Annotated in this window: 12 protein-coding genes and 6 tRNA genes; 8 read left to right on the forward strand and 10 right to left on the reverse strand. The window is 65.7% G+C overall.

The window, feature by feature from the left end; genetic code table 11:
* Positions 1-211 precede the first annotated feature (211 nt).
* The 7 genes from AC5P60_RS15905 to AC5P60_RS15935 form a co-directional block, all read right to left on the reverse strand.
* A tRNA-Glu gene (locus tag AC5P60_RS15905) sits at positions 212-287 on the reverse strand.
* Between the two features lie 47 nt (positions 288-334).
* Positions 335-410: transfer RNA gene (locus tag AC5P60_RS15910), tRNA-Ala, on the reverse strand.
* Between the two features lie 45 nt (positions 411-455).
* Positions 456-531, reverse strand: a tRNA-Glu gene (locus AC5P60_RS15915).
* 49 nt (positions 532-580) lie between these two features.
* Positions 581-656, reverse strand: a tRNA-Ala gene (locus AC5P60_RS15920).
* 184 nt (positions 657-840) lie between these two features.
* Positions 841-916 (reverse strand) — tRNA-Glu (locus tag AC5P60_RS15925).
* Between the two features lie 54 nt (positions 917-970).
* Positions 971-1,046: transfer RNA gene (locus tag AC5P60_RS15930), tRNA-Ala, on the reverse strand.
* Positions 1,047-1,135: 89 nt separating this feature from the next.
* Positions 1,136-1,546, reverse strand: a complete 411-nt coding sequence (locus AC5P60_RS15935; protein WP_483693270.1) for a heavy metal-responsive transcriptional regulator — start codon at positions 1,544-1,546, stop codon at positions 1,136-1,138.
* A 187-nt stretch (positions 1,547-1,733) separates the two neighbouring features.
* On the opposite strand from AC5P60_RS15935, the gene AC5P60_RS15940 reads away from it, so the two are divergent.
* From AC5P60_RS15940 to AC5P60_RS15975, 8 genes are all read left to right on the forward strand, one after another.
* Complete coding sequence (locus tag AC5P60_RS15940) at positions 1,734-2,801, forward strand: GlxA family transcriptional regulator (protein WP_483693269.1); 1,068 nt, start codon at positions 1,734-1,736, stop codon at positions 2,799-2,801.
* A 79-nt stretch (positions 2,802-2,880) separates the two neighbouring features.
* The gene (locus tag AC5P60_RS15945; RefSeq protein ID WP_483693268.1) at positions 2,881-3,684 is read left to right on the forward strand and encodes a TlpA family protein disulfide reductase; all 804 of its coding nucleotides are present in this window, start codon (positions 2,881-2,883) and stop codon (positions 3,682-3,684) included.
* A gap of 30 nt (positions 3,685-3,714) precedes the next feature.
* Positions 3,715-4,557, forward strand: a complete 843-nt coding sequence (dsbG, locus tag AC5P60_RS15950; RefSeq protein WP_033833931.1) for a thiol:disulfide interchange protein DsbG — start codon at positions 3,715-3,717, stop codon at positions 4,555-4,557.
* Between the two features lie 512 nt (positions 4,558-5,069).
* Positions 5,070-6,503, forward strand: a complete 1,434-nt coding sequence (locus AC5P60_RS15955) for a DcaP family trimeric outer membrane transporter (protein ID WP_049453610.1) — start codon at positions 5,070-5,072, stop codon at positions 6,501-6,503.
* A gap of 76 nt (positions 6,504-6,579) precedes the next feature.
* Entirely contained in the window at positions 6,580-7,932 is a 1,353-nt protein-coding gene (gene adiC / locus AC5P60_RS15960) for an arginine/agmatine antiporter (protein WP_495201772.1), read from the forward strand.
* Between the two features lie 20 nt (positions 7,933-7,952).
* On the forward strand, positions 7,953-10,241 hold the full coding sequence (locus AC5P60_RS15965) for an Orn/Lys/Arg family decarboxylase (RefSeq protein WP_005410067.1): 2,289 nt from the start codon (positions 7,953-7,955) through the stop codon (positions 10,239-10,241).
* A 28-nt stretch (positions 10,242-10,269) separates the two neighbouring features.
* A complete protein-coding gene (locus AC5P60_RS15970; RefSeq protein WP_005410066.1) occupies positions 10,270-11,172 on the forward strand; it encodes a cation diffusion facilitator family transporter in 903 nt (300 codons plus the stop codon).
* A gap of 180 nt (positions 11,173-11,352) precedes the next feature.
* On the forward strand, positions 11,353-11,787 hold the full coding sequence (locus AC5P60_RS15975) for a RidA family protein (RefSeq protein ID WP_005410065.1): 435 nt from the start codon (positions 11,353-11,355) through the stop codon (positions 11,785-11,787).
* On the opposite strand, the gene AC5P60_RS15980 is transcribed toward AC5P60_RS15975, so the two are convergent.
* From AC5P60_RS15980 to AC5P60_RS15990, 3 genes are read right to left on the reverse strand one after another with little or no spacing between them, the layout of a single operon-like run.
* Positions 11,784-12,497, reverse strand: a complete 714-nt coding sequence (locus AC5P60_RS15980) for an energy transducer TonB family protein (protein WP_049395905.1) — start codon at positions 12,495-12,497, stop codon at positions 11,784-11,786. The two genes, AC5P60_RS15975 and AC5P60_RS15980, sit on opposite strands and share 4 nt — an antisense overlap.
* Positions 12,490-13,290, reverse strand: a complete 801-nt coding sequence (locus AC5P60_RS15985; protein ID WP_111173420.1) for a ChaN family lipoprotein — start codon at positions 13,288-13,290, stop codon at positions 12,490-12,492. Before AC5P60_RS15985 ends, AC5P60_RS15980 begins: the two co-directional genes overlap by 8 nt.
* Positions 13,277-15,748, reverse strand: a complete 2,472-nt coding sequence (locus AC5P60_RS15990) for a TonB-dependent receptor (RefSeq protein ID WP_049453604.1) — start codon at positions 15,746-15,748, stop codon at positions 13,277-13,279. The genes AC5P60_RS15985 and AC5P60_RS15990 overlap by 14 nt, the downstream gene beginning before the upstream one ends.
* Positions 15,749-15,772: the final 24 nt, after the last annotated feature.

The raw sequence follows: 15,772 nt of genomic DNA on the forward strand, positions 1-15,772 counted from the left end.
AACTGTTCGGGCGGTTCAGGGAGAATCCGGCGTGGGGACCCAAGCTACTTCTCGGTCGCAAGACCTGGATCCACACGGTCGCCCACGCCGGGCTCTCGGCACCCAAGGTGCCAGATTGGCAAGAGATAAGATCCACGCCATGCGTGGACAGGGCTTTCACGGGAATCTCAGGCAAAGAAAAACCCCGGCCGAAGCCAGGGTTTTCAAGAATTGGCGTCCCCACGGGGATTCGAACCCCGGTCGCCACCGTGAAAGGGTGATGTCCTAGGCCTCTAGACGATGGGGACGCACGAAAACTTCAAGTTGTAGATCCTTCGACGGCCTAATGTCGAAGTGGTGGAGCCAAGCGGGATCGAACCGCTGACCTCCTGCATGCCATGCAGGCGCTCTCCCAGCTGAGCTATGGCCCCATGAAACTCCGGATGATCTGCCGGGAGCAGAGTCCGTTTTGAAACTGGCGTCCCCACGGGGATTCGAACCCCGGTCGCCACCGTGAAAGGGTGATGTCCTAGGCCTCTAGACGATGGGGACGCATGAAAAACTTCAAGTTGTAGAACCTTCGACGGCCTAATGTCGAAAGTGGTGGAGCCAAGCGGGATCGAACCGCTGACCTCCTGCATGCCATGCAGGCGCTCTCCCAGCTGAGCTATGGCCCCGTGTTACCGAGCCGCCTATCATACCTGCGTGTTCACGTTTGTGGAAGTCTTTTTTGAACTTTTTTCGTTCCGGTTCAACCGCAGCCACGAGGGCAGGGGAACCGCAACGCCACACCCTGAATACCGGTAGGCGGTGAACAAAAAAGACCCGGTTATCGGCCGGGTCCTCGTTGTTCGTGATGAGTGGCGTCCCCACGGGGATTCGAACCCCGGTCGCCACCGTGAAAGGGTGATGTCCTAGGCCTCTAGACGATGGGGACGCAATTCTCATCAATGTTCTTTAGCGACCTTTCGACGGCCTAATGCCGAAAGATTGGTGGAGCCAAGCGGGATCGAACCGCTGACCTCCTGCATGCCATGCAGGCGCTCTCCCAGCTGAGCTATGGCCCCACGTCGCTGAGGAGCGAAATAATAGCCTTGCCCCAGGGGGTTGGCAAGCATTTGTTGCACTTTTCTTCACGCGTGTTGCGAAGCCGATGTCAGTCGCCTGCGGCCGTGGTGTCGTCGGTCAGAGCGGCCAGGATCGGGCACTGGTCCAGCGCGCCATGGCCGGGGCAGGCGTCGACCAGCTGCGACAGCGCGATGTGCATGCGCTGCAGTTCGGCCATCCGTTGTGCGATGTCCTGCAGGCGGGCCTGCGCGGTGTCACGCACGCTGCCCATGTCCTGCTGGTGGTGATCACTGAGCGCGAGCAGTTCTCCGATTTCCTCCAGGCTGAAGCCCAGTGCCTTGGCGCGGCGGATGAAGCGCAGCCGGCGCAGATCCGGCTCGCCGAAGATGCGGTAACCCCCGGCCGAGCGCGCCGCCGTCGGCAGCAGCTGCTGCCGTTCGTAATAGCGGACCGTATCGATCGGCACGCCCGCCTGACGGGTCAGTTGTCCAATGTTCATGGCAGCTTTCCTGCGGATCCTGCCGGCCATTGTGAAGCCTGGAGTCTGGTCGAGAGTCAAGGCTTCAGCTCGGTGCGCGCATTCAGCCCACTTTGCAACTTTCTTCATAGCCCCGCAGATGGGCCTGTTCCTACCCTTCGCCTGAACCGGCCGTTCGATGGCCTGCAACGAACCGAGGAGGTGGTCTGTGGAGGGAGTCAGGAACGAAGCATTCGTAGAGGTTGCGGTGGTCGAATATCCGGGAGGGGACCCCTCCGCCGCCTCTGTGCTGGCCGAAATGGCCCACGTCGCCAACCGCCTGGCCCAACAGCAGCGCCGACCCTTCAAGCGTGTGCTTGTCACCCGCTGGATCGTTCCCGCCAGCCAGACCGGTGTACACCGCATCGCGGGTGCTGAAATGCTCGACGCCGCCATTCTCGCGGTGATCGCGGTTCCCGGCCAGATCAGCCCCGGAGCCTGTCTGCGCGCCGAAGAGGTCCTGCTGGACTGGTTGCGGGCCCATTACGACGGGGGCAGCCTGCTGGCTGCTGCCAGCGACGGGGTCGGTGTACTGGCCCGTGCGGGACTGCTGGCCGGAAGAACGGTCAGCGGCCCCGATCTGGGGCGACATCCTGGGCTGCAGGCGCAGGCGGTGAGCTGGGTGCCCAGTGAGCGGGCGCTGGTCGACGATGGCGATCTGCTGACGGTTGGCGGATCGCAGGCCTGGCGTTTCCTCGGGCTGCGTTTGCTGTACCGGCTGCACGGGCAGGGCGTGGCGAGCGCGGTCGCGCAACAGCTCGGGATCGTCGTGCCCGCAGGAATCCAGCAGGATCTTGAGCGTTTCAGTGCCAACTTCGCCCACGGTGACCGCGATGTACTGAAGGCCCAGCGCTGGCTGCATACCACTGCGGCACGAGGAGCCACTCTGGCCGCAATCTGCGAGGTTTCCGGATTGGAACCGCGCACCCTGCAGCGGCGCTTCCTCCGGGCGACCGGTCTGCGGCCGATCGAATACTGCCAACGGCTGCGCATTGCCAAGGCGCAGACCCTGCTGCAGCAGGGCGCAGGCATCGAGGAGGTGGCCTGGGGGGGGGGCTACGCTGATCAGAGCGCGTTCCGGCGTCTGTTCCTCCGCATCGTGGGCATGACACCGGCCAACTATCGCCGCCACGTCAACTGCAAGCGACGGGAGCGACCGTTGATGCCGTCGGTGGCCGGAAGTCTGCGCGGCCTGCAGGCGTCCCCCGGAATGCAGTTGGGGCGGAGTGCGGCCTGACCATGGGGGCGGGCGAGCGCTTGCAACCTGGGCGTGACGCTTTGACCATGCAGGCAGTGGAACTTGAACAGGTGGGCTGATGTCGAGTGTTGGACCGGTACCGATGCCGGTGGTGTTGATCCTGATGTGCACGTTGCTGGCCATGATCGTTGCCCGTCTTTGGCCGCGCAGGGCAGTGGGAATGCCGCTGCCGTCGGCAGCAGGCATGGTGCTGGACATGCTGCTGATCGGCCTGCTGTGTGGTCGTGTCAGTTTTGTTGTGCTGAATTTCGCGCTCTATCGTTCGGAGCCCTGGAGCATTCTGCAGGTCACCGATGGTGGCTATCACCTGATGGTGGTGCTGGTGGCCGGGCTGTCGTGGGGATTATGGCGTCTGCGGCCGTGGCGTCAGTTGCGTGCACCGGTGCTGACGAGCGCACTGGTGGGTGCGTTGTTCTGGGTCGCTGGTGGCCAGTTGCTGTCGGCATGGCAGGAGCGGCAGATGCCGTTGCCGGCGCTGCAGGTGGCGGACCTTCAAGGCGATCGTATCGATCTGCAGCAATTCCGCGGCAAGCCGCTGGTGCTGAATCTGTGGGCCACATGGTGCGGGCCCTGCCGCCGTGAGATGCCGGTGCTGGCGACGGCACAACAGGCACATGATGACGTGCAGTTCGTATTCCTCAACCAGGGCGAAACCCTGGATGAGGTCCAGGGTTTCCTGGCCGGCGAACGACTGATGCTGGGCAACGTGCTGCTGGATGATGACGCTGCTGCTTCCACCGTGCTCGGCGTTCAGGAATATCCTTCCACGCTCTTTTTCGACGCCGATGGGCGCCTGCGTGAACTGCACCTGGGCGAACTGACTGCGGCCGGCCTTGAACACAAACTGCGCCGGCTGCGGTAGCCTGCGCAGGCATCTCACTACGGAGTTCCCATGTTGTCGATTTCCCTGCGCACCGCCCCGGCGGTGCTCCTGCTGCCGGTCATGCTGGCATTGGCCGCCTGCAGCCAGGCACAGACGCCGCCGGGCAAGGCCGCTACGGCGTCGGCGACGACTGCTCCGGCATCTGCCGCCAAGGGCGACCGTCCAGCGGTGCTGAAGGGCATCGAGAAGCACGGCTTCGAGGTCGTTGCCGAGTTCGATGCGCCGGACGGCCTGCGCGGTTTTGCTGGCGTGGTGGGAGGGCAGCAGCCTGCAGCGGCCTATGTCACGGCCGATGGCAAGCACGTACTGGTGGGCAGCCTGTTCGATGCCGAAGGTAATGATGTGGCTGCCGAAGCGGTCGAGAAGCTGGTTGCCGCACCGATGTCGGTCAAAATGTGGACCAAGCTCGAAGCCAGCGCCTGGGTACGTGATGGCAAGGCCGACGCGCCCCGCGTGGTCTATACCTTCAGCGATGCCAACTGTCCGTATTGCCACAAGTTCTGGGAGGCGGCCCGTCCGTGGGTCGACGCCGGCAAGGTACAGCTGCGCCACATCATGGTGGGTGTGATCCGCGAGGACAGTCCGGCCAAGGCCGCAGCCATCCTCTCCGCACGTGATCCGAGCGCGGCGCTGCTGGAGAACGAACACCAGTTCGACCGTGGCGGTATCAAAGCGCTGCCGAACATCAGCCGCGAGATAGCCGGCAAGCTCGACGCCAACCAGGTGTTGATGCTGGAAATGGGGTTCCAGGGCACCCCGGGCATCCTGTTCCAGGATGCACAGGGCCAGGTGCAGCGCCGGGCCGGATTGCCGCAGGGCGACGACCTGCAGACGGTGCTTGGTCCGCGCTGATCCACGCCTGCATGATGATGTAGACCACAGGCCCGCATGGTGACATGCGGGCCTGTTGCGTTCCTGCCCCAGGCGAACACAACCGCTTGCGCATTGTCTGTTCGTCGTCACGTCTGAATCGTGACTGAGATCAAGCATCGTGCCTTGATTCCAATCAAGGCCAAAAGCGACAAACGGACTAGCCTTTGACGCATGGAATACAGCGTCAATGCGCGATGGATGCCGCGCTCGCCACGCCCTGATCAGGGTCGGCCGGCACAGCCATTCACGACACTCTCACTCTGTGCTTGTTACCCAGACCGCTGCGGTCGCCACCTCTCTGGCAGCGCGGCCTTGATGGAGTCGACATGGGTGCAGGCGGGGCAGTGTCATCGTCCTGTTGCCTGCCGTGCGCAGGCTGGCCGATGTCGTCGACGCAGTACCCGCATTTCCAGCAACGGCAACGCGAAGCCAGGGCGGCGCATGAATGCGCTCCGGAACCGTGATGCGAGTGTTCGTCAGGGGAGGATGCAATGCGTTTGGCCGTACTGAGTCTGGCATGCCTGGGGGCACTGGCGATCACGCCGGCGTACGCTCAACAGGGTGATGCAGAGGATGCGCAGGCATTGCGGAGCGAGATGGCCGCCATGCGCCAGGCGCTGGAACGCATGCAGCAACGGCTGGACCGGCTTGAGCAGCGTGATGCTGCGCCTGTGCAGGCAACAGCCGCGCCTGCAATGGCGCCGATGGCCTCTGCCGCCCCTTCCGACGTGATCCATCGCACCCAGGTGCCGGGTGTGGCGCAGCCGGTACTGCCGCAGCGCGATTCGGTCGCTGATCCGTCCACTGCGGCATCGCGACCGGACAGTGCGGCGGGCCCGACCGATCCGGATCTGAAGGGGTTCTTTGCCATACCCGGCACTGATACGGTGATCCGCATCGGCGGTTACGCCAAGCTGGATGCCATCGCAGATTCGCGCGCGGCCGGCGACGAGGATCAGTTCATTCCTTCGTCGATGCCGGTGGGCGGCAGCCACCGCGATGTCTCCAACTTCAACATCCACGCCAAGCAGACCCGCTTCAGCTTCGAGGCGCGGCGTCCAACCACGCACGGCAACCTGCGCTTCTATCTGGAGAACGACTTCTTCGGCAGCAGCGATGGCTACGAGTTCCGCCTGCGGCATGCGTATGGACAGCTCGGCAATACCTATGCCGGCTATGGCTACTCCAGCTTCATGGACCCGGACAGCCTGCCCGACACGCTGGACTTCGCCGGGCCGGGCGGCGCCGGCTATCTGCTGGTGGCCGGCATCCACCACAGCTTCACGATGGGCAAGGGCAACACGCTGACCGTGGCGGCCGAAGACCCGAAGACTGAACTTGCCGGTGCCAGTGATGAGCGGGCTGCGGTGAACCGTCTGCCGGACGTAACCGTGACCGCGCGCATGGAGCGCGACTGGGGCCACCTGCAGGTGGGCGCGGTGGCGCGCAGCCTGGCCTATGACGGCGATGGCGAGCGCGACCGGCGAATGGCCGGCGGCCTGCAGCTGAGTGGCTCGGCCTCGGTGGGCGAGCGCGACCTGCTGCTGTTCGGTGCGCTGGGAGGACGCGGCCTCAGCCGCTATACCGCCGACCTGACCGGCTCCGGGCTGGACGCGGTGGTCGGTGCCGATGGCCGCCTCGACGCGTTGGACCTGCACGGCGGCTTCGTCGGCTATACCCACTACTGGTCCGAGTTGTGGCGATCGAACCTGATCTTCGGCCAGCTGACCCTGGAGCGGAACGCCGCACTGGCGGCCGATGCCTTCCGGCAGAGCCGGTACGGCGTATTCAACCTGATCTGGAGCCCCGCGCCGTCGTGGACGATGGGCATGGAGGTGCTGTACGGCCGCCTGGAACAGCAGGGCGGCGCGCGCGGCGACACGGTCCGGGTGCAGGGCAGCCTGCAATACAACTTCATCAAATAGGCGCCAGCGGTCGTACGCCAGCGCAACCGTCCCCACGCCCGGTGCTGCCGGGCTCATGTCAGTACCGGAGATCGTCATGGCAGAAGCAAAGAAAATCGGGGTGGTCGGAGCCACCTTCCTCGTCGCCGGCAACATGATGGGCTCAGGCGTGTTCCTGTTGCCATCGAGCTTGGCCAAGATCGGTACCGCCTCGATCTGGGGCTGGTTGATCACCACCGCCGGTGCGCTGTTGCTGGCCTTCGTGTTCGCCAAGCTGGGCAAGCTGGCACCGAAGGCGGGCGGCCCGTACGCCTATGCGCGCGACTGGTTCGGGCCGTACATGGGCTTCCAGACCAACACCATCTACTGGTTCGCCAATTGGATCGGCAACGTCGCCATTCCGATCGCCGCGGTGGGCTATTTCAGCTACTTCTTCCCGATCCTGTCCGAGCCGCTGGTGCGCTGCATCGCGGTGCTGATCCTGGTATGGGCGCTGAGTTTCGCCAACGTGATCGGTCCGGCGTTCGTCAGCCGGGTGCAGACCGTCACCACCAGTTTTGCGCTGGTGCCGATCCTGGGCATCGCCATCTTCGGCTGGTTCTTCTTCGATGCCGACATTTTCAAGGGCGCCTACAACGTGTCCGGCGAATCGAACTTCGGCGCGATCTCCAGCGCCGCGGCGCTGACGCTGTGGGCCTTCATTGGCGTCGAGTCGGCCTCGGTCACCGCTGGTGTGGTCGAGAACCCCGAAAAGAACGTGGCCCGTGCCACCCTGGCCGGCGTGTTCCTGGCTGCCATCGCCTATATCGCCAGCTCCTCGGTGATCATGGGCATGGTGCCCAATGGCGAACTGCAGACCTCCGATGCGCCGTTCGCACTGGCTGCGGCCAAGGCCGTCGGTGGCTGGGGCGGTGCGCTGGTCAGCCTGTGTGCCTTCATCGGCGCTGCCGGTTCGCTGGGCGGCTGGATCCTGCTGACCGCGCAGAGCGCCAAGGCGGCCTCCGATGACGGCCTGTTCCCGAGCATCTTCAGCAAGACCAACAAGGACGACGTGCCGGTCAAGGGTGTGCTGATCGTGGCCGTGCTGATGACCCTGGCGGTGCTGGTCACCTCCACCTCGGAAACCGCGTCGGCACAGTTCGACGTGATCACATCGGCGGCGGTGGTGCTGACCCTGCTGCCCTACATCTACTCGTGCGTGGCCTGCTACTTCGTGGTCGAGCGCTCGCACACCCTGGTCCACACCGGTGCGTTCTGGACCCTGACCAGCCTGACCGTCGTTTACTGCCTGTGGGCGATCTACGGCTCGTCGGGAACCATCGTGCAGTACGCGTTCCTGTTCGTGCTGTTCATCACCGTGTTCTATCCCTTCTTCAGCGAGGAGCGCCGCCAGCAGCGGCAGCGCGCCCGCGAGGCCTCGGCGATCAGCGCCGGCGGCCAGCGTTCCTGAGTTAGACAAGGAGAATCAACGTGTACTTCAAGTCCCTGGACTACCCGGTCATTGTCATCGACAACGACTACGAGTCGCCGCGCATCGGCGGCATCCTGATCCGCGCCCTGGTGGAAGAGCTGCGCAGCAACGACCAGCGCGTGCTGTGCGGCCTGAACCTGGATGATGCCCGTGCCGGTGCCCGCACCTACGTGGCGGCGTCGGCGGTGCTGATCTCGATCGATGGCAGCGAAGAGGTGGATGGCGAGTTCCAGCGCCTGACCGCCTTCCTGCGCGAGCAGAGCGCGCGCCGCGCCAACCTACCGGTGTTCCTGTACGGCGAGCGCCGCACCATCGAGAAGGTGCCGAGCAAGCTGCTCAAGTACATTCACGGCTTCATCTTCCTGTTCGAAGACACCAAGAGCTTCATCTCGCGGCAGGTGATGCGCGCGGCCGAAGACTACATGAAGAACCTGCTGCCGCCGTTCTTCAAGGCGCTGATCCATCACGCGGCCGAGTCGAACTATTCCTGGCATACGCCTGGCCATGCGGGCGGCGTGGCGTTCACCAAATCGCCGGTCGGCCGCGCGTTCCATCAGTTCTATGGCGAGAACACGCTGCGAAGCGATCTGTCGATCTCGGTGCCGGAACTGGGTTCGCTGCTTGACCATACTGGTCCGATCAAGGACGCCGAGAACGAGGCCGCACGCAACTTCGGTGCCGACCATACCTTCTTCGTCACCAACGGCACTTCCACCGCCAACAAGATCGTCTGGCACGGCACGGTGGCCCGCGGCGACGTGGTGTTCGTCGACCGCAACTGCCACAAGTCGCTGCTGCACGCGCTGATCATGACCGGCGCGGTGCCGGTGTATTTCACCCCCAGCCGCAACGCGCATGGCATCATCGGCCCGATCAGCCTGGACCAGTTCACGCCCGAGTCGCTGCAGCAGCGTATCGCCGCCAACCCGCTGGCCAGCAAGGCCTACAAGGCCGGCTCCAAGCCGCGCATCGCAGTGGTGACCAACTCCACCTACGATGGCCTGTGCTACAACGCCGAGAAGATCGCCGACGAGATCGGCAGCGCGGTGGACTTCCTGCATTTCGACGAAGCCTGGTACGCTTACGCTGCGTTCCATCCGTTCTACGAGAACCACTACGGCATGGCCAAGGGCAAGCCGCGCGAGCAGGATGCGATCATCTTCACCACGCATTCCACGCACAAGCTGCTGGCCGCGTTCTCGCAGGCCTCGATGATCCACGTGCGTAACTCGGCGCAGCGCAATCTGGATGCCGAGCGCTTCAACGAGTCGTTCATGATGCACACCTCGACCAGCCCGCATTACGGAGTGATCGCGGCCTGTGATGTGGCCTCGAAGATGATGGAAGGCGACGCCGGCCGTTCGCTGGTGCAGGAAATGCATGACGAGGCGATCGCGTTCCGCCGCGCGATGCTGCATGTCCGCGATGATCTCGGCCGCGACGACTGGTGGTTCAGCGTGTGGCAACCGACCCAGGTCGAGCGCAGTCTGGACAAGGGCGATACGCCGGCACCGATGGTGGCCAAGCGCGAGGAGTGGTACCTGCAGCCGGATGCGCACTGGCACGGCTTCGAGAACCTGGTGGATGACTATGTTCTGATCGACCCGATCAAGGTGACCCTGCTGACCCCGGGCCTGGCGATGGACGGCAGCATGGGCAAGCTGGGCATTCCGGCGGCGGTGCTGAGCAAGTTCCTGTGGGGCCGCGGCATCACCGTGGAGAAGACCAACCTGTACTCGGTGCTGTTCCTGTTCTCGATGGGCATCACCAAGGGCAAGTGGAGCACCCTGGTCACCGAACTGATGGCGTTCAAGGAACTGTACGACCGCAACGCGCCGCTCAGCCAGGCACTGCCGACGCTGGCCGCCGACTACCCGAATGCCTACGCCGGTTGGGGCCTGCGTGACCTGTGCGACGCGCTGCATGCGTTCAACCAGGAGTTCGCGGTGGCCAAGGTGATGCGCGAGATGTACGTGGATCTGCCAACCCCGGTGATGACCCCGGCCGATGCCTACAACCACCTGGTGAAGGGCGAGATCGAGCGGGTCGACATCGAGCAGGTCAGTGGTCGCATCGCCGCGACCATGCTGGTGCCGTACCCGCCGGGCATTCCGACCATCATGCCGGGCGAGCGCTTTGGCGACAGCGATGAGCCGATCATCCAGTCGCTGCGCATCGCCCGTGAGCAGAATGCCCGCTTCCCGGGCTTCGAGTCGGACGTGCACGGGCTCATCATCGAGAACGACGGCGATGTGACCTCGTACAAGGTGGAGGTACTGAAGGCCTGACCGGCGACGGTCGGCCCTTCGGCGAACGATGGATACCGCGCGCGAGCAACGCATCCTGAAGTTCTCGATCGGGTTCACCATCGCGGTCAGCGTGGTCGGCTTCAGCGGTGGCCTGCTGGTGGGATCGCAGGCCATCCTGTTCGACGGAGTGTACAGCCTGGTCGACGTTGCCCTGACCCTGGTGTCGTTGTCGGTGCTGCGGCTGGTGGCGCGGGAACAGAGCCCGCGCTTCCAGTACGGCTACTGGCACCTGGAGCCGATGGTCGAGGCGCTGGGCGGTGTGATCCTGTCGCTGGCCTGCGTGTATGCGCTGGCCAACGCGGTGATCGGTTTGACCACGGGCGGACACGAGGTGAAATTCGGGCCCGCGCTGTGGTGGGCGGCGCTGCTGAGTGCCAGCAACCTGGCGATGGCGGCGTTCGTCGCCCAGCGGGCGCGGCGCCTGCGCTCGGCGCTGTTGTGGCTGGATGTACGGGGCTGGCTGCTGGGTGGCTTGATGAGCCTGGCGGTAGTGCTGGCCTTCGTACTGGCACTGGTCCTGCATGGCGGTGAGTGGCACCACTGGGTGCCGTACCTGGATTCGATCGTGCTGGCATTGATCAGCCTGGCGGTACTGCCGGTACCGGCGCGCAGTGCGTGGAAGGCCATGCGCGAAGTACTCCAGGTGGCGCCGGATGATCTGGACCGGCGCGTGCAGCAGGTCATGCAGGCATTCGTGGCCGAGCGTGGCTATGCCGGTTTCACCAGCCACGTGGCGAAGATGGGGCGGATGCGCTTCATCGAGATCCATGTGCTGGCCGATCCGGCTACGCCCTTGGGCTCGGTGGGCGAGGTCGATGCGATGCGTGATGAGATCGCGGTCAGGCTGGATGCTCGGGGCAGCACGTTCTGGCTGACCATCGATTTCACCGCAGATCCGGCGTGGACGTGACCACGCTTCTGTAGAGTCGAGATAGCTCGACTGCTTTTCGTCAGCGGAAGTCGAGCAGGCTCGATTCCACGGGATCGCGTGATCGTTGCGCGTGGCAGACCGGTCTGTTGCACCGGATCCGTTTGACCTCAACCGGGGTTGAGGTCACAGACTGCCGGCAACCCCCACGAGGCGCGCGGCATGAACCTGCTGACCACACCGGACTTCAGCCATGGCCTGCTGGAGCTGTTCAATCCACCGGGCCTCTACGATCCTTCGGCCAACGGCTACTCACACGTGGCGGTGGTGCGCCTGCCGGCACGGGTGATCCACGTGGCCGGGCAGGGCGGTGAAGATGCGCAGGGCCGTCTCTCGCCCAGCTTCGAAGACCAGGTCGGGCAGGCGCTGGACAACCTGCAGACCGCGCTGCGCTCGGCGCAGGCAAGCCTGGTTGATGTGGCGCGGTTGCGCATCCTGGTGGTCGGCCACGATGAGGACCGGCTGGGCATCATTGCCCACCAGGTGCGGCGACGCTGGCCGAACCGTGCGGCGCCCACCTGCACGCTGATCCCGGTGCCGCGACTGGCGCTGGACGGCATGCTGTTCGAGATCGAGGCGGAGGCCTACGCCGCCTAGCGCAGGTAGTACTCCACCGGCACCACCAGTTCCTGTGGTGCCTTCAGTTCATCGGGAATGGGCGGTAGCGGCTGCGCGCGACGGAAGGTCTGCAGCGCAGCGTCATCGAGCATCGGCTGGCCACTGGACTGTTCCAGCCGCAGAGCCAGCAGGCGGCCTTCGCGGTCGATGCTGGCCCTGACCCACGCAGTGCCCTGCTGCCGGCGCGAGCGTGCGGCGGCAGGGTAATAGCGGTAACGCTCCAGCCGCGCCATCAGGCGGGCTTCCCACTGGTCGCTGGCGGCGCCGGCCTGGAAGTCCGCCGGTGGCGCGTCTGGAGCGGGCGGAGCGGCCGTGATCGATGCCGGTGCGGGACTGGCATCGGTCGCGGCCGCCGGCGGGGCGACCGGCAGCGGCGTTCGACCCGTCCCGCCCGTTTCGCTGGCGGCCAACTCGCCCTCGCGCGCGGCGGTGGGTTTCGGTGGCGAGGGCGACTTTGCCGGTTGCGATGCGCGCGCCTGCTGCGCCTGGCTGGGGGTGTCGGCCTGGCGCTCCTCTACGGGCTGTGGCGGCGTGGCCGGCGCCAGCAGGCGCAGGCTGATGCGCACGTCCTGCTCCGGCGGCGGCAGCATCGGCGGCGCTGCCACCCAGTGCACCAACAGCAGCAGGGGCAGCAGGTGCAGGACGGCGGTGATCGCGATCGCCTGCCAGTGTTGGCCGCGCTCACTCATCGTCCAGCACCCACAGCAGATCGGCATCCGCCGCATCCACGGTTTCACCCGGCGAAGCCAATGCGATCACCAGCGCAGGCGTAGCCGGTGACAGGTAGCCCGGTACCCCGGTACCGCGCAGTACATGCCAGCGCCCCGCTACCAGCAGCGCCGGCGCGGGCGCATCGAGCAGCACCTGTGCCATGCGTGTGTCGCGGGCCTGTTGCACGGCCAGCATCCCTTCCAGCATCGGTGCTGCGTCTGCGTGCTGGGCCAGCACCACCGCCGACAGGCGCTGGCGGGCAGCGGCCACCGGGAACCGTACGCCCTTGGTGGACGCGAGCAGCGCGTTGACCTCGGCACGCGACAGGTTGCCGCCGAACAGCGGCGTGCCTGCATCGGCAGCATCCTGTACCAGCCCGCCATACGCGGCCCACGGCCAACGCGTATCCCAGTCCAGCAGTTCCTGCAGGCGTGCACCTTCGGCCTGGTTGCCCTTGGCCAGCCAGCGCTGCACCCGCTGCAGGCGTGGCTGGCGCTCGCTGGCGATCATTTCCAGCACCAGCGAACCCTGCGGGCGCCGCCGCTGCAGCGCCTGCAGCAGCCAGCGCTGGGCGGCGTGGTCTCCGGCGAGGTCATGGCGCTCACCCAGCATCAGCCTCTGGGCGTCCGCCGCATGCGCCACGAACGCGGCTTCGTCCAGGTGCCGGCCGTTGGCCAGGTCGATCACTGAGCCAGGCATCGGCTGCGCGCTGGCCACGGTCGCCAGCGCGAGCAGGCATACGGGCAGCCAGCGACGGCTAGAACGCCACATTGACGCCCATCGAGACGGTACGGCCACGGCCGTTGCCGCGGTCCAGGATCGGGCTGAAGATGCTGTCGATCGAGGCATTGTTGTCATAGGCCTTGTTCTGCAGGTTTTCGATGTTCAGCCACAGCGTGGTGTTGGCCTGGGGCTTGAAGCTGGCGTAGAAGTCGAGCAGCACGCCGGTGCCGCCGGTCTTGCGGGTCTGGAAGAAGTCGTAGCCTTCCTCGGTCGGCCCGGAGTACTCGGCGCGCAGGCCGGCCTGCACGCGCTGCTGCCACCAGCGGCCGCCCACGTCCAGCGTCCAGTAGCGGTCGGGCAGGGCGGTGATGTCTTCCAGGTTGACGAACTCGATGGCCGGCGCACTGGTGTGCGAGCGGGTCCAGCTCAGCGTGGCGTGGTAGTGCTCGCTGGCGTAATGCGCTTCCAGTTCGATACCGCGCATGCGCACCACGCCGGGGTGGTTCATCCAGCGCGTGGTGGTGCTGAAGTCGTCCACGTCCAGCGCATCGGTCCAGGCAGTGAGTTGCGGATCGCTGTCGATCGGCACCACGAACGGTTCCACTTCCGGCGGATGCACGATCAGCAGGTACTGCGGCTTGATGTAGTCGCGGATGCGGTTGTCGAAGCGGGTGATCCGCAGCTGTGCCAGGTCACCGTCGACCAGCAGCGAGTCGGTGCTGAGGTTGGCACCGACCTGCAGGTTGCGCGAGCGCTCGCGGCGCAGGAACGGGTTGGCGCCCACGCCATCGGCATCGCTCATGCCTTCCAGCGGGATCTTCTCGAAGAACATCTCCTGCACCCGCGGCGGGCGGGAAGTACGCGAGGCTTCTGCGAACAACTGCAGCCAGTCGGTGGCCTGCCACGATACCGCCAGGCTGGGGCTGAGGGCGCGCTGGGTACGGCGCACGTCGATGCCGCCACCGTTGATCTCCGCGCACTGGCCGGGCACATCCGAGCACACCGGGATGTGGCCACGGATGCCGAAGCGGTCCTGGCGCAGGCCGGCGGTCAGCGCGTAGATGCCGTACTGCAGCTCCAGCGTGCTGAACACGCTGTCCAGCTGGCTGCGACCTTGCGGGTTGGCACCGCGCAGGACGGGGGTATCGGCCACATAGATGTCCGACTGGTGCTTGATGCCGGTGTTCCAGCGCGCCTGCAGTGCCCCGATGTCGAAGCGGCTGGTGTTGTCAACGGTCCAGCTGCTCAGATTGCTGTGGGTGCGGCGACCGATGTAGCTGGAATCCTCCACTGGCGGATAGAACAGCCGGGTCTTGTTGCCGGCGAAGGTTGCACGCAGGTCGATCCACGGCGAATAGGGCGTGTAGTGGTAGCTGGCGCGCTGGTTGCGCGCGGAAATCTGCCACGGATAGTTGTGGTAGAAGTCGTTTTCGTAACGCATGTGGCTCAGGTCCAGCCGGTGCTGGTCGCTCGGCTGCAGGCGTGCTTTCAACAGCCAGCTGCTGGGCTGCTGGCTGCCCGGGTCGGCGTTGTTCTTCTGCCCACGCGCGGTCGCGTATTCGCTGCTGCGGCTGCTGCTGGCAGCGGCCAGCAGGCCGAACTGGCGGTCGCCACCCTCTTCACCGTGGCGCCAGGCACCGGCGAAGGTACGGCCGCTGCCGTAGCCGTTGTTGCCGTGGCGATAGCCTGCACGCAGGCCCCAGTCACGGCCCTCACCGAGCAGATCGTCGATATCCAGCGTGCGGAAGTTGGCACTGCCGGCCAGCGTACCCGCACCATCTCCACCGGCGACCGCACCGCGTTGCACGTCCACGCCGGCCAGCAGGAAAGGATCGACATAGGCGAACGGACCACCCGAGCCATGCCCGGCATTGTTGCGGAAGGTCTGGGTGACACCGTCGATCATGGTGTTGACCCGGCCAGCACCGGTCATGCCGCGGATGTTGACCTGCAGGCCCGGCTGGCTGCGCGAATGGAAGCTGTGGGTGCCAGGCATCGAGCGCAGCAGGCTGTTGCCTTCCTGGCGTTCGGGCATCGCCACGCGCTCGCTGCCGATCGAAGGCGCAAAGCCATCGCGGGTGGCTGGTACATACTGGCTGGCACCTGCACCGGGGGAATGGCCGTGCGCGGTATTGCCCTGCACCCGCAAGGGCCCGGTGCGGCGGCTGCCATCGCCGCGCTCGGCCGGCGCCGGCTCCAGAGTGGCGCGGCGCGCATCGATGAAGCGCGGGCGCAGGCCGCTGCCCGCCAGCAGGCGCGTCAGGGCCTGCGCATCGTCGAAGTCACCGCGAAGGGCCGGCGCGGCATGGCCAGCGGGAAGCGCCGCGCCGATCACCAGATCGACACCGGTCAGCCGGCTGTAGGCGTCCAGCGCGGCCGCCAGTGGCTGGGCGGGCAGATCGTAGCTTCGAGTGGCGGCCTGCGCGTGGGCGCTGTTTGGCAGCAGTGGAACGGTGCTGGCGCAGGCCAGCGACAGGGCGAGGACAAGGGGGCGGGGGCACAGCATCGGGGGCTCCAGGGGCTGACGCAG

This window comes from Stenotrophomonas sp. YJH_SMC_120 (genome assembly GCF_059368675.1).

Coding starts and splice junctions, on each gene's coding strand:
- dsbG (WP_033833931.1), top strand. CDS start 3,715: ATGTTGTCGATTTCCCTGCGCACCGCCCCGGCGGTGCTCCTGCTGCCG.
- AC5P60_RS15980 (WP_049395905.1), bottom strand. CDS start 12,497: ATGAGTGAGCGCGGCCAACACTGGCAGGCGATCGCGATCACCGCCGTC.
- AC5P60_RS15955 (WP_049453610.1), top strand. CDS start 5,070: ATGCGTTTGGCCGTACTGAGTCTGGCATGCCTGGGGGCACTGGCGATC.
- AC5P60_RS15970 (WP_005410066.1), top strand. CDS start 10,270: ATGGATACCGCGCGCGAGCAACGCATCCTGAAGTTCTCGATCGGGTTC.
- AC5P60_RS15975 (WP_005410065.1), top strand. CDS start 11,353: ATGAACCTGCTGACCACACCGGACTTCAGCCATGGCCTGCTGGAGCTG.
- AC5P60_RS15945 (WP_483693268.1), top strand. CDS start 2,881: ATGTCGAGTGTTGGACCGGTACCGATGCCGGTGGTGTTGATCCTGATG.
- AC5P60_RS15990 (WP_049453604.1), bottom strand. CDS start 15,748: ATGCTGTGCCCCCGCCCCCTTGTCCTCGCCCTGTCGCTGGCCTGCGCC.
- adiC (WP_495201772.1), top strand. CDS start 6,580: ATGGCAGAAGCAAAGAAAATCGGGGTGGTCGGAGCCACCTTCCTCGTC.
- AC5P60_RS15985 (WP_111173420.1), bottom strand. CDS start 13,290: ATGTGGCGTTCTAGCCGTCGCTGGCTGCCCGTATGCCTGCTCGCGCTG.
- AC5P60_RS15935 (WP_483693270.1), bottom strand. CDS start 1,546: ATGAACATTGGACAACTGACCCGTCAGGCGGGCGTGCCGATCGATACG.